Source organism: Synechococcus sp. CS-205 (genome assembly GCF_025128255.1).
Taxonomy (GTDB): domain Bacteria; phylum Cyanobacteriota; class Cyanobacteriia; order PCC-6307; family Cyanobiaceae; genus Regnicoccus_A.
This window is the reverse complement of sequence record NZ_JAHLZB010000029.1, coordinates 1-12,856: the sequence shown is the minus strand read 5'-3', so window position 1 is coordinate 12,856 and position 12,856 is coordinate 1. Positions and strand designations below refer to the sequence as shown.

Below are 12,856 nucleotides of genomic sequence, written 5' to 3'. Positions count from 1 at the left end.
GCTGCGGCGATGGCCGCAGCCACCGGCCCGGTCCCCCACAGCTGGGAGCAGTTGTTCCAGCTGGCGAGCGCCTGCGGCAACGCCTTTCTGCCCAGCTATGTGCCGATCGTGGAGAAGCGGCACGGCACCCCGTACGGGGATCGGGAACGCCAGTTCCAGCTCTATCGCCGTGGCCGTTATGTGGAGTTCAACCTGGTGTTCGATCGCGGCACGATCTTCGGCCTCCAGACCAACGGCCGCACGGAATCGATCCTGATGTCGCTGCCGCCGCTGGTGCGCTGGGAATACGGCTACGGCCCCGAGCCCGGCAGTCGCGAGGCCCTGGTCACGGAGGTGTTCACCAAGCCCCAGGACTGGTTCGGAGATGCCGCTCTGGAGGACCTCTGCCGGGCCCGGGGTGCCTTTGGCTGAATCCCTGGCCCTGGCCCGATGCCGCCCGCAGTTGCTCAGGGGCGGGTTGTTGCCGGGTTACCGAGGGAGGTGGCCGGCAGAGTCGTCGGTCGGGGGCTGAGGCCCTGCTCCAGGGCCAGAACCACCCGCTCGGCGATGGCGTTGAGGGCTGAATCCCGGCTGCGGGGATCCCTCAGAGCCGATTCCAACGGACTCTCCAGCTTGCCGATCTCGAGGATGGCAATGCCGCGGCGGGGAGCACCAAGGCCGCCTCTGAACGCGAAGGGAAAAGCCCCGAAGGAGGCCGCCAGGCTTTCATCGAGCAGGGTGGGAGCCTGGTGCAGCGGCGGGATCAGCCCCGAGCCAAAGCCGTCGGGTCCGTAGGCGTCGTAATGGATCTCCATGGCGTACCCACCGCGGCGCACATGGGCCTTGCCCACACTCCAGTTGGTGCGGGGATCATCGCCGTCGGCGATGGTGCGCTGCGAAGGGACGTAGAGGCGGATCGGCAGACCGCGCCGGCGGCCGATCGCCACGACCCGCTCGGCGGTGCGCAGATTCCAGTAGAGCTCGTCGCGGATGCCAGGCTGCATCGGCCGGGCCCCGAAGCGATCCACTGCTTCACCACTGGTGCCGGACCCTTCCATTCCCTGGGAATCGGCGTGGCCTGCCATCACCAGGATCGGCGTGCCAGACGCCAGGGATCTGCGGCCGATCCAGTCCTTGCTCAGGGGTGTGCGTGGGCCGGTGAGCGGGTCAATGGCCAGGCGTGCCGGGGCTTCAGCGGCGCTGCCCAGCACCAGCACAAGTCCCAGCCCCAGCAGGGCCAGGCCCAGGGACCTTGGGCGTGCCCGGAATGGGCGTCGGGCTGGAGCCTTCGGGAGGAGTCGCATGGCCTGGGGGTCAGATGGGTGAACTGAGCAGGGTGCCGTCACTGGCCAGCTGCAGCCTTGGTCCCAGTTCCAGTTCCAGGGTAATCAGCTCGTCGCGGTGAGCCCTCAACTGCAGTTGGCTGAGGGAAGCGTCGTCGGCGCTGATCAGGCGCAGTTCCACCAGCTCCTGGCGAGCGGCCCGCTTGCGGTAGATCAGGCCCGCGAGAGGCCCGAGCAGGGCCAGCAGCAGCGGCCACCAGCCCAGCACCGGCAGCAGCTGGCGGAGCACCAGGCCCAGGCAGGCCGCCCCGACCGTACCCAGCAGCGTCAGCAGCAGGGCCAGGGTGCCGCTGGCACCCACCTGGCCACGAAAGCGCAGCACCCGCCGCTCGGCATCCCCCGCTTCGGCCTGCCAGCCCCGTTGCCTCAGCCACTGGCTGAGGCCGTCGAGCACCTCCAGGGCCGGCCTCGGGGATTGCACCTCCACCACCGTGGTGCGGTCCTTGCTGGCGGCCCGCAGGAAGAAGACCAGGCCGATGGCCAGCAGCAGGGTCAGCAGCAGGGTGGACCCCAGGGCAGGGGACAGGGTCGAAGGCACGCGGGCAATGCAGGACGGAAGCGACTCATTCTCCCCCTTTCGGCACGATGGCGTCGTTTGCTTCTGCCCTGATGTCCTCGACTCCCGGCTCCGCCCCTCACCGGTTTGCCGTCTTCGACGGGGATCTCGACCCTGAATGGCACGGGCTGCTCGCTCAGGCCCCCGCCCTGGCGGTGGACACCGAGGCGATGGGTCTGGTTCATGGGCGGGATCGCCTCTGCCTGGTTCAGATCGCCGACCACCTCGACAACGTCTGCTGCATCCGCATCGCTCGGGGCCAGCGGCAGGCGCCGCGTTTGCAGGAGTTGATGGAAAGCCTGGCGATCGAGAAGGTGTTCCATTTCGCCCGCTTCGATCTGGCGGCCCTCGGGGAAGGCCTCGGCATCGCCGTGGCTCCGGTGTTCTGCACCAAGGTGGCCAGCCGCCTGGCCCGCACTTACAGCTCCCGCCACGGGCTGAAGGAGGTGGTGCAGGAATTGGTGGGGGTGGAACTCGACAAGCAGTCCCAGAGCAGCGACTGGGGCCGGGTCGAGGACCTGGGAGAAGCCCAGCTGGCCTATGCGGCCAACGACGTCCGTTATCTACTCGGCGCTCGCCAGGCCTTGGCTTCCATCCTCGAGCGGGAGGAGCGCCTCGAGCTGGCCCAGCGCTGTTTTGCCTGCCTGCCGGTCTTCGCCGAGCTCGATCGCAGCCGTTTCGGCTCGGTGTTCGAGCATTCCTCTTCGTCCCGCTGAGGGTCCCTGAACCCCGGCGCAGCAGAGAAGCGGCGATCAGTCCTCGAGCATGAAGCCGCTCTCGTCGTCTTCGGCGACCAGGAGTGCATCCAGCAGTTGGCCCTGAGTCTTGGCTGCCCCCTGGGATTCCTGGATCATGCGCTCAGCGATGGCGACGCGCCCGCCCGTCTCCCGGGTCCCTTCCCGCGCGGCCTGCTGGTCGACCCTGCGGCGGGCCGCGGCGATGCTGACCCCCAGCAGGGTGGCCAGCTGACCGGTGACGGTGGCGTAAGCCCGGTCGATGGGAGCTGGCATGGGGGTGAGCCTGGATGGTGGGAAGTCCCATCATCCCTGGGGCTGTGACAGCAGCTTCCAATCCACAAGGGCCGCCAGCCGTTCGCTGCCGCCGGCGTCCCCCATCCGCCGCCGGCCGATGCAACCCCGCTGGCGGCGCAACTGGGCATCTTTGAGCAGCCGATCCAATTCACCAGCCAGCTCCAGGGGTGAGGTACAGACCCGAACGCCCCCCCCCAGAAGCCGGCTCTGCCGGCGGGCAAAGCCGCGCTTGAACTGAGGACCTGGGCCCGGCATCGAGAGCACGGGCACCCCGAGACCCACCAGTTGTTCGGTGGCGGTTCCAGCCGTGGCCAGGCCCACCTCCCCCCAACCTGCCCAGCGCTCGAAGCAGCCCTGCCCGAGCAGCAAAAGCCTTTGCTGGAGCCCCCAGGCCGCGCTGGCGCCGCAACCAGGCGTGATCGGCACCTGGGTGTAACCCTGGGCGCGCAGGAGTGGCTCGAGATCCTGGCGACTGGGGCGGGAGCCGGTGGGGCAGAGCACCACCTGCGGCTCCAGGGGTGGCAAACAGGCCAGGCCTTCCAGCAGCCGCCGGGCATTGCCGAGGGCCTCCGGCAGGCGGCTGCCGCAGAGCAGCACGATTCTCCTCCGCTGCCGTAACGGCTCAGGCAGAGGAGCCGGATCAAGCCCGTCCATCATCGGGTTGCCTGGTGCAAGAGCCGCCACCCCCCGGCGTCTCAGTCCCCTGGCCGTCAGACCATCACGGACCGCCACCAGCTTGGCGCGGCGATCAGCCATCAGCGCCCATTCCCACGGATCCCATTCGCTTCCCTTGCAGCGGTGATAGCGATCGGCCAGGGGATCGCGATCAGGACCGCTGCGCCAGGTGTAATCGCTCTTGGGTGTTCCCAGGAAGCCATAGGGTGCGCCGCTGCCCCAGGCCAGCAGCAGGGGCAGCAGATCCCCCACCGCCAGAATCGGATCGCCTGCGCCGCCCCAGCGGCGCACAAGCTGCCACTGGCGCCAGCTCAGAGCGGGCAGTCCCGCCCTCAGGTCGTGGAGCAGAGCGGGAAGACTCTGGTTGCTGAAGCCACCGCTGGGCAACCGCTGGCGTGGTCCCACCTGCTGCAACCAGCCGTCCTGCTCAGCCTTCCGGTAGACCTCCCCCTCCCCCACAAGGGGCAGGGCGCACAGCTGCATCGCCGGTCGTCGTTCGCGCAGGGCTCGCCCGATGCGCAGGGCGATCAGATCCTCCCCATGGCCATTGCTGAGCAGCAGCAGCCGGGCAGGCTGTGAACGGCTGATACGATCCGCAGTTCCTGGGTTCACCCCTGGAATGGCGGCATGGCCAAGTGGTAAGGCAGAGGATTGCAAATCCTTTATCCCCAGTTCGAATCTGGGTGCCGCCTCTGATCCCGATCCCGACGGCAGTCCGCTAGGGGGTCGTTCACAGTTCAGCTCTGGCCGACCAGCGCTCGCCCGAGAGAGCCCTGGCTTCGCAGTGCACGTCGTGCTTCTCGACTTTGCAGGTGCCATCGGCGGGCCAGGCGCTGGGCAGGCCGGTGGGCAAACCACGCTGGTCGAAGCCCAGTTCACTGACGCTGGTGACCTCGGTGCTGAGGGGGCCCTCCAGGCGGCAGCGTCCTTCGCGACAGCTCATTCCGGCCGCCCCATCCTTCACCACCCCCACGAAGGTGACCAGGTTGCTGGTGATCTCGCCACTGCCGGGGCCGACGAAGCGGATGTTGAGCAGTCCTTCCCGGTTCTGCTCGAAGCGCAGCTCTGAGCAGGGTCCGGGGCTGGCGTCGGAGAGGTTGCGCTGGCAGGTCCGGGTGGCGCGTTGCACCCGGCCGAAGTCAACGGGGGGGTTCTCGGCCGCCAGCAGATCGCCCCCTTGGGGAAGCAGGCTGAGCAGGGCCCCGGCCAGCAGTGGTGCCAGCTGGCGGAAGCCTGGCCTGGGGCGGGGCTGGCACTTGAGCGGCTTGGAACTGGTGGTGTCGGCCAAGGAAGTCCCGCGTGCAGGGCTCCCATTCTGGAGCTGCAGGGTGTCCGGAAGGGTGGGGAGTGACGTGGCCGTGTTCAGTAGTCCGAGTCGGCCACGCAATAGCCCTGGCAGCTGATGCCATTGCTGGCGGTGCGGCCACAGTGATGGCAGAGCACCGGGTCACCGGCCGGCTTCGAGCCGGGTGCCTCCCTCCCCGGGGGGGTCTGGGCCTGCGGCTGAGGTTGCGTCTGGGTCGAGGGGGATGGGGAGGTCATGCTCCGATCATGGCGAGGTCGCTTGCAGCCCGGAGAGTCCCATGGCGCAGTCCGTCTCGATCGGCGTGGGCACCTGGGCCTGGGGAAACCAGTTCCTCTGGGGCTACCGGCCCGAGCTCCATGACGCGGCTCTTGAGGCCACCTTCCGCAGGGCGGTGGCCCTGGGACTTCATTTCTTCGACACGGCCGATTCCTATGGCACCGGCCGCTTCACGGGCCGCAGCGAGCAGCTGCTCGGGCGATTCCTGAACGCCATGCCTCAGGAGCGGCGCCATCAGCTGTGTGTGGCCACCAAGCTGGCCCCCTTCCCCTGGCGGTTGGGTCGCCGTGGCTATGACCGTGCCTTCCAGTCTTCCCGCCAGCGGTTGGGTGGTCAGCTTGATCGGGTGCAGCTCCACTGGAGTACGGCCCGTTATGCCCCATGGCAGGAGGGGCCCCTGCTGGATGGACTGGCGGATCGGGTGGCGGCCGGGGATGTGGCCAGCCTGGGGGTCTCGAACATGGGGCCTCGTCGCCTGGGGCAGGTGCAGCGGCGACTGGCCGATCGGGGGGTGCGTCTGGCCAGCCTCCAGGTGCAGGTGTCGCTGCTGGCGCCAGAGGCTGTGACCAGCGGGGATCTGGCGGCGTGTTGCCGGGATCTGGGGGTGGATCTGATTGCCTACAGCCCACTCGCCCTCGGACTGCTCAGCGACCGGAGCAGCGCGGGGACTGAGGGTCCCAAGGGGCCCCGGGGGCTGCTGTTCCGTCGACTTCGGCCCCGGATCGAACCCTTGCTGGTGCTGATGCGGGGAATCGCGGACGAGCGTGGGGTGCCGGTGAATCAGGTGGCCCTGAACTGGTGCCGGGCCCATGGGGCGATGCCGATCCCAGGCCTTCGCACGCCTGAGCAGGCTGAGGCCGCGGCGGGGGCCCTGAGCTGGCAGATGGACGACGCTGAACGCGCTGCCCTCGATCGCCAGGCCCTGGCCCTGCCGGTGAGGATGCCGGCGAATCCCTTCCTGAGTGATTGAACGCTAAGGGGGCTCAGGGGGAGTCTGCGTCGGCCGGGGGGCTGGAGGGGTCGGGGGAGAGCACCACGGGCAGAACGCCGGCCGTTGGAAGCCGTATCACCTGAGCAGGCCTCCCGGCCAGGGGATCCGTGGGGTTGGTTATGGCGCTGGCCTCGCTGCCCTGGTCGGCCGGATTGGGCATGGGGGAATCACAGGCGGTAAGGGCTTCCTGCAGCAGGGAGTCGAAGGTGGCTCCCGGCAGGCGATGCCGGGAGATTTCCAGGAAGGCCCGCGCCAGCGACTCTCCTGCGGCCGCTCGCAGGGCTGGATTGTTGCGCCTGTCGCACTGCTCGTCTTCGATGGCCTGAAGGAAGCGCTCGGTGACACTCCGTTTGGTGCTGGCTCTGATCTGGGTCTCCTGCTCGATCGGCTGGAGGCTGGTCAACTGATCGAGTTCCTCGAGGCGGCGGTTGAGACTCTCCAGCACTTCCTGCGCCTCCTTCGCCACCCGTGAGAGCTGGCCGTCGGAGAGGCGGGGAAGGTCAGCCACGTAGACCTTCCCATGGTCGCGAAGGGTGAGATAGGTGGGTCGGCTGGCTCCTGAACGGGCCTGGGGAGGAGCGTTGAGCCGCCGGGGTGGCGCGGCGGGCTGAGGACCCGCTGAACTGCGCCGTCGGGTGATGCGGCTGCAGGAGCTGTGCATGGGTAGAAGCGTACGGATTTTCGGGTGCGCCGCCGGCGATCAAGCGCCGAACAGGCCCCTTGCAATCTGCCAGGACGGTGGAGGGGCCAGTCAGTACGGCAAACCTGCCAGGGGTTGCTCACCAGCATCGCCCGGCTCCACCACTCCCAGGGGCCAGGCCTGGTGGGAGTGCTGCCTGCAAACGTCGAGGGTGCGGGATACTGCGGACTCAGGCACCACGAGGCAGAAGCCGACGCCCAGGTTGAAGGTGTTCCAGAGATCCGCTTCCGGGACCTCGCCTGTGACCTGGAGCCAGCGGAACAGCTCCGGCCGCTCCCAGCTGGTGGTCTCGATCCGGCCATGGGTTCCAGGCGGCAGGCAGCGGGGGAGGTTCTCGGGCAATCCTCCGCCGGTGATGTGGGCCATGGCATGAAGAGGGATAGCCGCGTCCTGCAGGGCCTTCACCAGGGATCCATACAAGCGGGTGGGTTCCAGCAGGGCCTGGATCACCGGTGGACCACCGTCTGGCAAGCGGGCGGTCTCACCGCTGCCGGTGCTCTCCAGGATCCGTCTCACCAGGCTGAACCCATTGCTGTGCACCCCACTGCTGGCCACGGCCAGGATCCGGTCACCAGGTCGCACCCGGTGGCCATCGATCAGCTCCTCCTCCTCCGCCACGGCCACACAGAAACCTGCCAGGTCGTAGCGGCCTGGGCCGTAGAAGCCCGGCATTTCCGCCGTTTCGCCGCCAAGCAGGGCGCAGCCGCTCCGGCGGCAGCCGTCGGCGATCCCCTCCACCACCAGCGCCATGGCCTCGGGAGCGAGCTTGCCGGTGGCGATGTAATCCAGGAAGAAGAGGGGTTCCGCTCCGCTGGTGATCACGTCGTTGACGCACATCGCCACCAGGTCGATGCCGACGGCGTGGTGGTGGCCGTGGGCCTGAGCCAGCTCGAGCTTGGTCCCGACCCCATCGCTGCCGGCCACCAGCAGTGGGCGCCGCAAGCCCTGTGGCAACCGGCACAGCCCTCCGAATCCTCCGAGGCCGCCGAGCACTTCAGGGCGCCGTGTGCTCTCGACGCTGGAGCGGATCCGCTCGACGAAGGCCCTGCCTGCGGCCACATCCACTCCGGCGGCGCGGTAATCCATGGCGTTGCTCCTGCTGGGCGGATCCTGATCACCGCTGATCCTCCGATGCCAGCGGGTCAAGGGGTGATCACGGCCAGCACCGCCGCGAAGGGGCGCTCGATCGGGAGTCGCCTGCTCGACTGTCACAAGAATTGATCAGTTGCGCTGATGCCTTTGATTGGCGTCACTGATCAGTGCCGGCGCCCTGATTCGTTCGCTGCACTGCGGCTGACTGCGATGTCGCCGTCGATGACTCTTCCTGATCGATTCTTCTCCCCAATCTGCTCATCCCTTCTCCAAGGACTTCCTGTAGGTTTCCGGGGTCGTGATTTTTGATCAGGAGCTTTTTCGCAGGATCTGCGCTTTCATCTTCTTCAATCGTTAGCGCGATCAACCCAGCCACGAGTCTTCAAGCGGAAGGCCACTGCTTCGTTGCGTTGAGTTTCGTCTGTTATGCGTCGCACTTTTCCCCTGGGGGCACTCGCCCTCCTGCTTTCCGGCAGCGGCGTAGCCGTTCCTGTGCTGGCCGAGTCGGCCCGTACGGAATCTGATTCCCGCGTCGCCATGGCCCGTCCGGCCGACACTGCACCGGCCGCTGAACCCTCCAACCAGGCTCAGCCGACTGAACCGGTTGCCATTCGTCAACAGGAAAGCGAGGCGCCGGCCGCCGAAGCCCAGCCCGAGCCCACGGCTCCAGCCCCCACGCCGCGCCTCGTCAAGCTGGCCGGCACCGGTGAAGCCAGCTGGTACGGCCCTGGTTTTTTCGGCAACCGCACCGCCAATGGCGAGGTGTTTCGACCCGGCACCATGACGGCAGCCCACCGCACCCTGCCTTTCGGCACCAAGGTGAAAGTCACCAACCTCTGGAATGGTCGCACCGCCATCGTGCGCATCAACGATCGTGGTCCCTTCCACGGCAACCGGATCATCGACCTGGCCCATGGGGCGGCCCAGCGACTCGGTCTTGTCTCGAGCGGCATTGCCCAGGTTCGCCTGGAAGTGGTTCAGTAAGTCCTGAAGCCTCCACCCTCCATCCCGATGATCGGCCCATCCGGCAACCTGCCGGGTGGGCCTTCGTTCTGCGCTTCCATGCAGCTGCTGCACACCTGTGATGAGTTGCGGCGCTGGAGCAGGCCCGCGTGGCAGCGGCCTGCGAGAGCCCTTCACTTCGTGCCCACCATGGGTGCCCTTCATCAGGGACACCGTCGCCTGATCGAGAGGGCCGCTGCCCCCCTCTCCCCGTCAGGGTTGCCGCCACGGGTGCTGGTGAGCGTGTTCGTCAATCCCCTTCAGTTCGGCCCCGGGGAAGACTTCGCGCGGTATCCACGGGATCTGGGCGCCGATGCCGCTCTCGCCACTGAAGCAGGCGCCATCGCCCTGTTCGCCCCGGATGTGCAGGAGTTGTTCCCCGGTGGTGATCCCGAACTCACCAGGGTGCTGCCTCCAACTGCCCTGCTCCAGGGGCTCTGCGCCCGCACCAGAGCGGGTCATTTCGAAGGGGTGGCCACGGTGGTGGCCCGGCTGCTTGCCCTGGTGCAACCTGATCGGCTGTTTCTCGGGGAGAAGGACTGGCAGCAACTGGTGATCCTCAGGCGGATCGTGGCGGATCTGGCCCTGCCGGTTCGGGTTCAGGGTTGTGCCACCTGGCGGGAACCCGATGGACTGGCCGCCAGCTCACGCAACCGTTATCTCAGCGGGAGCGACCGAATGCAGGCGGTTGGTCTGCCGGCAGCGCTCGCCTGGGGAGAACAGGCCTGGCGGGCGGGGGAGCGTGATCCTGCCCGCCTGGTGCAGCTGGTGCGATCTGAGCTGGAGCGAGCCGACCTGGCGGTGGAGTATGTGGAGATGGTGGAAGCCCTGCGGCTGCGCCCCCTGGATCCTTCCACCTCACCCCAGGGGCCCCTGCTGCTGGCGGCCGCGGTTCGCTGCGGTCCAAGCCGCCTGATTGATCACCTAGTTCTCATGAACCGTCCTCCGATCGTCGCCATCGATGGCCCTGCCGGGGCTGGCAAGAGCACCGTCACCCGGGCCCTGGCCCAACGCCTCGGCCTCATCTACCTCGACACCGGAGCCATGTACCGGGCCGTGACCTGGTGGGTGCTGCGCCAAGGGGTGAATCCAGCTGAGGCAGCCCAGGTGGCGCCCCTGCTCGAGGGGCTGGAGCTCAGCCTCGATACGGTGGCCAGCGGCATCCAACGGGTGACTCTGAATGGCCACGATGTGAGCGAGGCGATCCGCCATCCCGATGTGACGGCCCAGGTCTCCCTGGTGGCGGCCCATGCCTGCGTCCGGGAGGCCCTCACCCAGCAGCAGAGGGTTCTGGGCGTCAGGGGACGGCTGGTGGCTGAGGGTCGCGACATCGGTACTGCCGTCTTCCCCGATGCGGACCTCAAGGTGTTCCTCACCGCCACGGTGGCGGAGCGTGCCCGGCGCCGGGCCCAGGACCTGGAGCAGCGGGGCTTTGCCGTTCCTCCCCAGGAGGAGCTGGAAAGCCTGATCGCCGAACGGGACCGCCTCGATTCCACCCGGGAGGTGGCCCCCCTGCTCCAGGCTGAGGATGCCGTGGAGCTGATCACCGATGGCCTGGGCATCGAGGAGGTGATCACCGTGCTGGTGGATCTGTTCCGGGAACGGATCCCCGAGGAGGCCTGGCCTGAGCCGGAGGGCGACGCAGTGGCCTGAGCGGCGGATTCGAGTTCACGGCCTTCAGCCTGAAGGCTGCTCGACGTCAGCGTTCAGTGGTCCAGGGGGGCTTTGAGGCCAGCAGGTCTTCGAGCAGGCCGGTGCAGGCATCCTCAAGCAGATCGAGCACGCGCTCGAAGCCATCGGCACCGCCGTAATACGGGTCCGGCACCTCACGGACCCGTTGGCTGCGGCAGTGCTGCGTGATCGGCCGGATCAGGGCCCTGGGCTGGCGGCCACGGGCCATGGCCTGCACCGCGGCCAGGTTCTCGTCATCCATCGTGAGGATGTGATCGAAGTGATCGAGATCCGCCGCCACGATCTGGCGGGCTCGGCTGGGCAAATGGATCCCCCGCCCTGAGGCAGCGGCCCGCATGCGGGCATCGGCGGGTTGGCCGGCATGCCAGGAGCCCGTTCCGGCCGAATCGACAGCGAAGGCCTGCTCCAGGTCCCGCTGCTGCAGGTGATGCAGGAAGACACCCTCAGCGGCTGGGGAGCGGCAGATGTTGCCCAGGCAGACGAACAGCAGACGGGAGGGCTCCATCAGCCAACCGCCCCGCCGTCGAGGCGCCTCAGGGCAAGGCTGGCCCGCAGGCGTACCACGGCCGTCTCATCCCCGGGCTCGCCGGCCAGCCCCTGAAGAGCCTTCAGCCCGGCTGGCCGTCCGTGCTCCACCGGGGCCATGCCCAGCAGCAGCTGCTCCAGCCCCACAGCCACGGCGTAGCGCACCACCCATTCGCCATCTCCTCCACCGGCAAGGAGGGCGTCGAGGCAGCGCTGCCGCACGTTGATTCGCTCATCTTGGGGCAGGCCCTCGAGGCGGAGTTGACCCAGGCCCCGGGCAGCGGCCCGACGCACGCTGGGCCCGATGTCACAGGCCAGGGCGCTCTCCAGCAACTCGAGCCCGCGCACATCACCAATCCCGGCCAGGGCGCGCACGGCCCAGGCCCTGGCGCCGTAGTTGTGGCCATCGAGATTGGCCAGCAGAGGCTCCACCGCCTGCTCGCCCAGGGCGATCAGGCCATCGACGGCCGCTACCGCCGCCCCGGGATTGTTGAACCCCAGCACCTCCACCAGGCTGGGGGCCGCGGCGGGATGGCAGACCTCGGCGAGGCGGCGGGTGGCCATCAGCAGACCAACCGGACTGTCGGCCTGGCGCAGGGCTTCGATCTGCTCTGTTGGCTCGGAAGCTGTGGGGCTGGCGGGAGTGTTCTCTGCCGCCGTTGGGGGGTGAGAGGGCATGGCGCGCTCAGAGGAGGTCGTCCATCACCGCCAGCAGGGCGGTCGTGTCATCGTCGAGCACCGTGGCGTCGGGACCCGCTGGATTCTCCACCAGACCGCGCAGGGCCATCAGTTTGAGGCTGTTCTCCGCCAGGGTTTCCCGGATCGGCTCCAAGGCCGGACGCCACCCTGCGGCTCCCAGATCCATCAGCGCGGCGCGCCTCACCTGCAGCTGAGAGTGCTGGAGCAGCGCCAGCAACTGCTCTCCCCAATGGGTGTCGCCGGTGAGCTCCAGGAGTGCCCGGCAGGCGGCGCTGCGGATCAGAGGCCGCTCATGGTCCACGAAGGGCTCGATCACAGCCAGCACCCTGGGCTCCACGATGCCGATTTCCCCAAGGGCTTCAAGCATCGCCTCGCAGGGCTCCCGCAGGCGGCTGCTGCCCGGTTGGGGAGCGCCGGCTACGGCGGGTCCGGTGGAGAGCCTGGCGCAGAGGGGCTCCACCGCCTCGCCGGCTCGCAGCTCCCCCAGGGATCGGGCCGCGGCCTCGCGCAGCCCATCGTCGGGATCATCGAGGGCCAGCAGCAGGTGGGAAATGGCACTTGGCTGGGCCAGCTTGCCCAGAGCCCGGGCGGCGTTGCGCGCCACAGCATTGCGCTCCACGCCCGCTTCGGCCTGACGTGGCTGCCGTTGCCCCAGGGCGTGACAGAGCAGGGCGATCGCTTCGGGATTCTGGCTGCGCATGCGGCCCAGCCACCAGGCCGCGTAGTACTGGGCTGATTGGTCCTCATTCTGGCGCAGGCGCCGCAGCGCCTCGGCCTCATCGATCGGGGCTCCAGCGGCAGGGGAAGGTTCGATGGACTCTGCGGCGACCATGGCCGTGCTGTGAGGGAGGCGAGGCAGAACGAAAAAAAGGAGGCCGGAAGGCCTCCTTGAGGTGTGAGAGGTGCGACTGAGCTGTCAGGACGCTGTTTGAGAACCGCGAGCGGAAATCAGACGAGAGCGTTGATGGCGTAGTCGATGTAGTTGTTGG

16 protein-coding genes and 1 tRNA gene are annotated in these 12,856 nt (G+C 68.2%); 6 read left to right on the top strand and 11 right to left on the bottom strand.

The window, feature by feature from the left end; genetic code table 11:
- On the top strand, positions 1 to 411 hold a 411-nt coding region (locus KQ297_RS07700), incomplete at its 5' end, for a coproporphyrinogen III oxidase (protein ID WP_259738907.1).
- Between the two features lie 35 nt (positions 412 to 446).
- Here the strand turns inward: KQ297_RS07700 and KQ297_RS07695 are convergent.
- Entirely contained in the window at positions 447 to 1,283 is an 837-nt protein-coding gene (locus KQ297_RS07695; RefSeq protein ID WP_259738906.1) for a dehydrogenase, read from the bottom strand.
- 10 nt (positions 1,284 to 1,293) lie between these two features.
- The gene (locus KQ297_RS07690; RefSeq protein ID WP_259738905.1) at positions 1,294 to 1,860 is read right to left on the bottom strand and encodes a cofactor assembly of complex C subunit B; all 567 of its coding nucleotides are present in this window, start codon (positions 1,858 to 1,860) and stop codon (positions 1,294 to 1,296) included.
- 71 nt (positions 1,861 to 1,931) lie between these two features.
- On the opposite strand from KQ297_RS07690, the gene KQ297_RS07685 reads away from it, so the two are divergent.
- The gene (locus tag KQ297_RS07685) at positions 1,932 to 2,594 is read left to right on the top strand and encodes a ribonuclease D (RefSeq protein ID WP_259738904.1); all 663 of its coding nucleotides are present in this window, start codon (positions 1,932 to 1,934) and stop codon (positions 2,592 to 2,594) included.
- A 36-nt stretch (positions 2,595 to 2,630) separates the two neighbouring features.
- Here the strand turns inward: KQ297_RS07685 and KQ297_RS07680 are convergent, their stop codons facing one another.
- On the bottom strand, positions 2,631 to 2,888 hold the full coding sequence (locus tag KQ297_RS07680; RefSeq protein WP_259738903.1) for a hypothetical protein: 258 nt from the start codon (positions 2,886 to 2,888) through the stop codon (positions 2,631 to 2,633).
- 30 nt (positions 2,889 to 2,918) lie between these two features.
- Entirely contained in the window at positions 2,919 to 4,196 is a 1,278-nt protein-coding gene (locus KQ297_RS07675; RefSeq protein ID WP_259738902.1) for a lipid-A-disaccharide synthase-related protein, read from the bottom strand.
- A 9-nt stretch (positions 4,197 to 4,205) separates the two neighbouring features.
- On the opposite strand from KQ297_RS07675, the gene KQ297_RS07670 reads away from it, so the two are divergent.
- A tRNA-Cys gene (locus tag KQ297_RS07670) sits at positions 4,206 to 4,276 on the top strand.
- 38 nt (positions 4,277 to 4,314) lie between these two features.
- Here the strand turns inward: KQ297_RS07670 and KQ297_RS07665 are convergent.
- Positions 4,315 to 4,872 (bottom strand): hypothetical protein, encoded by a 558-nt coding sequence (locus KQ297_RS07665; protein WP_259738901.1) that lies wholly within the window; start codon positions 4,870 to 4,872, stop codon positions 4,315 to 4,317.
- A gap of 74 nt (positions 4,873 to 4,946) precedes the next feature.
- Complete coding sequence (locus tag KQ297_RS07660; protein WP_259738900.1) at positions 4,947 to 5,126, bottom strand: hypothetical protein; 180 nt, start codon at positions 5,124 to 5,126, stop codon at positions 4,947 to 4,949.
- A gap of 41 nt (positions 5,127 to 5,167) precedes the next feature.
- Between KQ297_RS07660 and KQ297_RS07655 the strand changes: the two genes are divergently transcribed.
- Positions 5,168 to 6,136, top strand: coding sequence for an aldo/keto reductase (locus tag KQ297_RS07655; RefSeq protein WP_259738899.1), 969 nt, complete (start codon positions 5,168 to 5,170; stop codon positions 6,134 to 6,136).
- Between the two features lie 13 nt (positions 6,137 to 6,149).
- Here the strand turns inward: KQ297_RS07655 and KQ297_RS07650 are convergent, their stop codons facing one another.
- Both KQ297_RS07650 and purM read right to left on the bottom strand, forming a co-directional pair.
- Positions 6,150 to 6,818: a hypothetical protein gene (locus KQ297_RS07650; RefSeq protein WP_259738898.1), complete on the bottom strand. Its 669-nt coding sequence runs from the start codon at positions 6,816 to 6,818 to the stop codon at positions 6,150 to 6,152.
- Between the two features lie 90 nt (positions 6,819 to 6,908).
- Entirely contained in the window at positions 6,909 to 7,943 is a 1,035-nt protein-coding gene (gene purM, locus KQ297_RS07645; protein ID WP_259738897.1) for a phosphoribosylformylglycinamidine cyclo-ligase, read from the bottom strand.
- Between the two features lie 432 nt (positions 7,944 to 8,375).
- Here purM and KQ297_RS07640 point away from each other — a divergent pair, with 432 nt between their 5' ends.
- Together KQ297_RS07640 and KQ297_RS07635 are read left to right on the top strand one after the other, a co-directional pair.
- Positions 8,376 to 8,933: a septal ring lytic transglycosylase RlpA family protein gene (locus KQ297_RS07640; protein WP_259738896.1), complete on the top strand. Its 558-nt coding sequence runs from the start codon at positions 8,376 to 8,378 to the stop codon at positions 8,931 to 8,933.
- A 78-nt stretch (positions 8,934 to 9,011) separates the two neighbouring features.
- On the top strand, positions 9,012 to 10,604 hold the full coding sequence (locus tag KQ297_RS07635) for a bifunctional pantoate--beta-alanine ligase/(d)CMP kinase (RefSeq protein ID WP_399251443.1): 1,593 nt from the start codon (positions 9,012 to 9,014) through the stop codon (positions 10,602 to 10,604).
- A gap of 46 nt (positions 10,605 to 10,650) precedes the next feature.
- Here the strand turns inward: KQ297_RS07635 and KQ297_RS07630 are convergent, their stop codons facing one another.
- From KQ297_RS07630 to KQ297_RS07620, 3 genes are read right to left on the bottom strand one after another with little or no spacing between them, the layout of a single operon-like run.
- Positions 10,651 to 11,148 carry a low molecular weight protein-tyrosine-phosphatase gene (locus KQ297_RS07630; protein ID WP_259738894.1) on the bottom strand — a complete coding sequence of 166 codons (498 nt, stop codon included), beginning with the start codon at positions 11,146 to 11,148 and terminating at the stop codon, positions 10,651 to 10,653.
- Positions 11,148 to 11,846 carry a HEAT repeat domain-containing protein gene (locus KQ297_RS07625; RefSeq protein WP_259738893.1) on the bottom strand — a complete coding sequence of 233 codons (699 nt, stop codon included), beginning with the start codon at positions 11,844 to 11,846 and terminating at the stop codon, positions 11,148 to 11,150. The genes KQ297_RS07630 and KQ297_RS07625 overlap by 1 nt, the downstream gene beginning before the upstream one ends.
- Before the next feature lie 7 nt (positions 11,847 to 11,853).
- Positions 11,854 to 12,699 carry a HEAT repeat domain-containing protein gene (locus KQ297_RS07620; protein ID WP_259738892.1) on the bottom strand — a complete coding sequence of 282 codons (846 nt, stop codon included), beginning with the start codon at positions 12,697 to 12,699 and terminating at the stop codon, positions 11,854 to 11,856.
- Positions 12,700 to 12,856 lie beyond the last annotated feature (157 nt).

Excerpts from the sequence above, each read along its gene's own strand:
- KQ297_RS07625 (WP_259738893.1), bottom strand. The coding sequence starts at position 11,846 with ATGCCCTCTCACCCCCCAACGGCGGCAGAGAACACTCCCGCCAGCCCC.
- KQ297_RS07695 (WP_259738906.1), bottom strand. The coding sequence starts at position 1,283 with ATGCGACTCCTCCCGAAGGCTCCAGCCCGACGCCCATTCCGGGCACGC.
- KQ297_RS07685 (WP_259738904.1), top strand. The coding sequence starts at position 1,932 with ATGTCCTCGACTCCCGGCTCCGCCCCTCACCGGTTTGCCGTCTTCGAC.
- KQ297_RS07620 (WP_259738892.1), bottom strand. The coding sequence starts at position 12,699 with ATGGTCGCCGCAGAGTCCATCGAACCTTCCCCTGCCGCTGGAGCCCCG.
- KQ297_RS07680 (WP_259738903.1), bottom strand. The coding sequence starts at position 2,888 with ATGCCAGCTCCCATCGACCGGGCTTACGCCACCGTCACCGGTCAGCTG.
- KQ297_RS07660 (WP_259738900.1), bottom strand. The coding sequence starts at position 5,126 with ATGACCTCCCCATCCCCCTCGACCCAGACGCAACCTCAGCCGCAGGCC.
- KQ297_RS07640 (WP_259738896.1), top strand. The coding sequence starts at position 8,376 with ATGCGTCGCACTTTTCCCCTGGGGGCACTCGCCCTCCTGCTTTCCGGC.
- KQ297_RS07655 (WP_259738899.1), top strand. The coding sequence starts at position 5,168 with ATGGCGCAGTCCGTCTCGATCGGCGTGGGCACCTGGGCCTGGGGAAAC.
- KQ297_RS07635 (WP_399251443.1), top strand. The coding sequence starts at position 9,012 with ATGCAGCTGCTGCACACCTGTGATGAGTTGCGGCGCTGGAGCAGGCCC.
- purM (WP_259738897.1), bottom strand. The coding sequence starts at position 7,943 with ATGGATTACCGCGCCGCCGGAGTGGATGTGGCCGCAGGCAGGGCCTTC.
- KQ297_RS07630 (WP_259738894.1), bottom strand. The coding sequence starts at position 11,148 with ATGGAGCCCTCCCGTCTGCTGTTCGTCTGCCTGGGCAACATCTGCCGC.
- KQ297_RS07650 (WP_259738898.1), bottom strand. The coding sequence starts at position 6,818 with ATGCACAGCTCCTGCAGCCGCATCACCCGACGGCGCAGTTCAGCGGGT.